Source organism: uncultured Anaerococcus sp. (assembly GCF_963510915.1).
Classification (GTDB): domain Bacteria; phylum Bacillota; class Clostridia; order Tissierellales; family Peptoniphilaceae; genus Anaerococcus.
Genome location: NZ_CAUPHG010000122.1, coordinates 1 through 4,139 on the forward strand (window position 1 = coordinate 1; position 4,139 = coordinate 4,139).

At 37.8% G+C, this 4,139-nt stretch carries 3 protein-coding genes; 1 reads left to right on the plus strand and 2 read right to left on the minus strand.

Translation table 11 applies throughout. The annotated features are described in order from the left end of the window. Positions 1 to 1,192, plus strand: a 1,192-nt coding sequence (gene murJ / locus RQ893_RS08400) for a lipid II flippase MurJ (protein WP_311482567.1), incomplete at its 5' end; no start/stop codon positions are given. A 294-nt stretch (positions 1,193 to 1,486) separates the two neighbouring features. Here murJ and RQ893_RS08405 read toward each other — a convergent pair. After that, a complete protein-coding gene (locus tag RQ893_RS08405) occupies positions 1,487 to 3,217 on the minus strand; it encodes a hypothetical protein (RefSeq protein WP_311482568.1) in 1,731 nt (576 codons plus the stop codon). Continuing rightward, entirely contained in the window at positions 3,210 to 4,115 is a 906-nt protein-coding gene (locus tag RQ893_RS08410) for an AAA family ATPase (RefSeq protein ID WP_311482569.1), read from the minus strand. Before RQ893_RS08410 ends, RQ893_RS08405 begins: the two co-directional genes overlap by 8 nt. Positions 4,116 to 4,139: the final 24 nt, after the last annotated feature.

Sequence of the window (4,139 nt, forward strand, 5' to 3'; positions counted from 1 at the left end):
GATAATGATGTTCGCAGTTTTCGCCTACCTTTATTCGGCGATTTTTAGGGGGTATTTAAACCTCAAAGGCAATTTCTTTGATCCAGCCATTACTGGAATTTTGATGAATATTGTCATTATAATCTTCACTGTCCTAACAGGCATAACTGGCAATCCCTACTTGCTAATAGTAGGCGCTCTTTTGGGTAATGTTCTCCAATATATTTTATTCCCAAAGGCTGTAAGACAGGCAGGCTATAAGCACAAGAGAATAATCGACATCCACAACAAGTATGTTAGAAACCTCATGGTTGTAGCAGTGCCAATCATTATATCATCAGCTGCTGGAGAACTTTCCATCATAGCAGACAACTCCATGGCTTCTGCCTTTTTTGGCAAGGCAGCCATTTCAAAATTGTTTTACTCAAAAACCATGCTGACCCTAATTACTGGTGTAATCACAGTATCTGTCACAACAGCCATCTTTCCTAAGATAGCAAATCTTGGTCAGTCTGGAAAAATAACAGAGATGAAGGCTTCTATCTCATCAGCAGTAGTCATAACTATGAGCTTAGTTATACCTGCTACCATCGGCATGATGGTTTTATCTGGGCCAATTATTGAGCTTGTTTTTCAAAGAAAGGCCTTCACTAGCGATGATACAATAATCGTGGCAAGTCTTTTGTCAGCCTACGCCCCTTATATTATCTTCCAATCCCTAACAGATGTGGTTGATAGGGGATTTTATGCTGTAGGTGATAGCAAGACTCCTGTTATAATAGTTGTTAGCCAGCAGGTTTTAAATATAATTTTAAACTTTATCTTGATTAGGTATTTTGATATCCAAGGCCTTGCCTATGCAACAGTAGGATCAACTGCAATTGGTTCGATGGTGATGCTTTATAAATTTAGGGATAATTTTGGCTCTTTCAAATTTAGGCAAGCCGCCATATCTCTTGGCAAAATCGGACTTGCAACAGCCCTTATGGCATTTCTTGCAGATTTCACCTACACAAACCTTGCACAAAACCTAAGCCACATCCTAGCTATTTTTGGGGCAATTATTGTCGCTGGATTTGTTTATGTCCTAGCAATCCTCCTAGCGAGGATTCCTGAGATGATGGAGCTTATAAATCAAATCTACCACAAGTTTTTTGGCAAAAAAGACGAACCAAAGAGGGTAGCAAGAAGAAAAAGAAAACATAGGTACTAAAAAAGGGGCTGTTGCAAATTGTGAATAACTATCGTCCCATCATCATAGGGTTCTCTCTCAAAGTTTGCCTCTTAGGGCCGGCGGGCCAGTTTTAGCCCGCCGGCTCATGGAGGCGAAACTTCACGAGAGGTTCCTATGATGATATAGGGACGATTTATTCATTCTGCAACAGCCCCTTTATTTTTTTATCCCTCGTCGGCCCTAGGTCTATGTCGGGACGGCGCACTGGTTTTATGGTGTCATTCCAACAGAAAAGCCGACAGGCTTTGACGAGGAATCCCACAAATTAGAGTTTTAAATTGTCATAATAGTATTTTTTATAAAAATCGAAACAATCTTTGAGAAATTTGTTAGGCTCGTAATCCTACAAAAATCTGCCCCATAAATCAGTTTTCCATTTTCTACATCTTCTTCTTCGCCTGTAAAGACACCAAGAACAGAGATTTCCTCGTTTTTTATATTCCTGATTTCCTTAGCCGTATCTTTCACAGCCACATCTCCAACATACTGCTCTTTTTCTAGGAGCTTGACCGTATTTATATTGGCCTTTTCGTCATTTGGCCTACCGTCTGATAGGATAATCACTATGTGCTTTTCATTTTCCTTAGTCTTATCAATTAGCTCGTTTAAAACCTTAAAGGCAAGGCCGTCCCTGTTTGATCCGGAGGCGAAATATTTAAAAATTTCCTTGTTGTTGTGCTTTTCATTATAATCCCTAAAGAGATTGAAAACTGTGTGATCACGCAGGGTTGAAAAGGACATGACCCTTATAGGAATACCCACCTCGTCCATGGCATTTTCTATGATATAGGCTTGGTTGGCTATTATCTCTTGCCTGTTCCTTTGGCTGGCAGAAGCATCCAAAAGCAAATCAACTTTGAAAGACGAAACGTCATCGTTTTCTATATTATCAAAAATATTAAAATCTTTGAGGACACTTGCCTTCCAAGCTTTTGTAGAATCCACAATCCCGTAGGCCTTACTCACTTCGGCAAAGTCTTCGTAATTGGCTATTGAATTTTTTATAGTCTGGGCAAGTTCCTTGATGGAACGATTGTTGATGGCAAGATTTTTCTCTATATAATCCTTATTTTTCTCAAAAACCTCGTCCCTATTTTTCTTATAAAACTTGGCATTGGGACTATCTGTATAAACTCCCTTGGTAAAATACAAAAATTTCCCGGCATGGACTCCAGTTGCGAGTTTTTTCTCAAGGGACTTAACCCTCATTTCCGGAAAAACCGACTTGCCATAAAAGTCCTCAATAAATTCATCACTCCCGTGGTAGCCTTCCTTGTCAGCATTTAAGAGGATAAGGTGCCTATCCATATCCTTGTTTTTTTCTTCTAGGTAAATATTTCCCGTAAACTCAGCAGATCCTATGTTAAACTGGTCCTTGATAAAGTCGTCTGAAAAGTCAAAGTCCTTGGCATCCTTCTTTGAATTTTTAAAGTCTTTTGGCTTTTTATCCTTAATCATTTCTTGAAGGAGGGATTCATTCTCCTTTGATTTTTCAAAACGAAAATATGTCTTAAAAACCCCGTTTAATTTCTCGATGAGTTTACCTGTATCAAGGTCATAAATTTTAAAAATATCCCTATAAATGGTCCTAAAAAATGGACCTTCTGTTATTGGTTTTCCTAGGATTTGCCCATAATAGGCCTTTTCGATTTGCTCTTTTAAGTCATCTGCCTCGTGGAACTTGTATTTTCGGAGAGCTTTTTTAGCAAAATCTTTTCTTAACGATTCAATAACGAGATTATCTTTGCAAAGACTTTTGTAGGCTATATCTTCCATCAAGAGATTGGTAATGAAGGAAAATTCTGGGTAAAATGGACTTTCCGCCCTCAAATAATCAAAATACGAATCCAAAACCTCAAAATCAAAGGTCTTTATTATAAAACCTCTGGTCATATTTTTGTAGACCTCATCCATTGGGTAGGATTTTTGAGGAATAAAATCATATTTTTCTGCAAAATCCCAAATGATATTATATTCTCTTATCTTGTCAAAATTCTCACTCATCAAAGACACTCTCGTCTATTTTTTCAGGAATTTTTGTTTTTATCAAATCAAGCACCAAGTCCCTTTCAAACTTATCAAAGGACTTATTCACAAGTCCCATTTTGATAGCGTCAAATGGATTTAGGCCGATTTTCATAGTTTCAATAGCGCCGATAAGACCTCTAAGGTCGACTGCCTTTGTTGAAATCTCGTTGTTTTCGCTCTTCATTTGTAGGGAGATAAACATATCTATCAAGGCTAGTCTATATTTTTCCTTGAGACTTGGGAAATTATCCTTTAGGAGCAAATCAAGATTGGCCTTGGTAATATTTGGTACATTTATAATCATAAACCTAGAAGCAAGGGCTTCGTTTAATTCACGAGTGCCAACATAACCGTAGTTCATAGTTCCAATAAATCTGGTATTTGGATCTAGGTTTATTTTATCAAAGCCAGATATATCTATAATTCTCCTGTGGTCAAGACTAGCGTGGAGGACAGAAATCGCCTCGTTTTTTGCCATATTAATCTCATCTAAAATCGCAAAACCACCCTTGATAGCAGCTTCATAAATCGGGCCTTTCCTAAAAGTTACCTCACCATTTTTGAAAGTGTCAGCTCCTATTAGGGAAGCAAAATCAGTATTGACATGGAAGGACACATTATAGGTCGGTCTTTTGAAAAGATAAGAAAGATTTGAAGCAAGGACGTTTTTGCCAGTCGCCTTTGCCCCTGTAAGGAGGATGTTTTTCCCTGCAAGAAGAGCAGCGATAGCTTGTTCTAAGACATCTTTCCCATAATATTTATACTCTGGTTTGATAACCCTATCGTTATTATCAAGTCCGTTTTCGTTTCTATATTTTTCTAAGAGGGCAATCAAATTTTCGTTAATGCCCTGGTCTTTTAAATAATTAATCATAATTCACCTCGGATTTATTATACA

Excerpts from the sequence above, each read along its gene's own strand:
- RQ893_RS08405 (WP_311482568.1), bottom strand. The coding sequence starts at position 3,217 with ATGAGTGAGAATTTTGACAAGATAAGAGAATATAATATCATTTGGGAT.
- RQ893_RS08410 (WP_311482569.1), bottom strand. The coding sequence starts at position 4,115 with ATGATTAATTATTTAAAAGACCAGGGCATTAACGAAAATTTGATTGCC.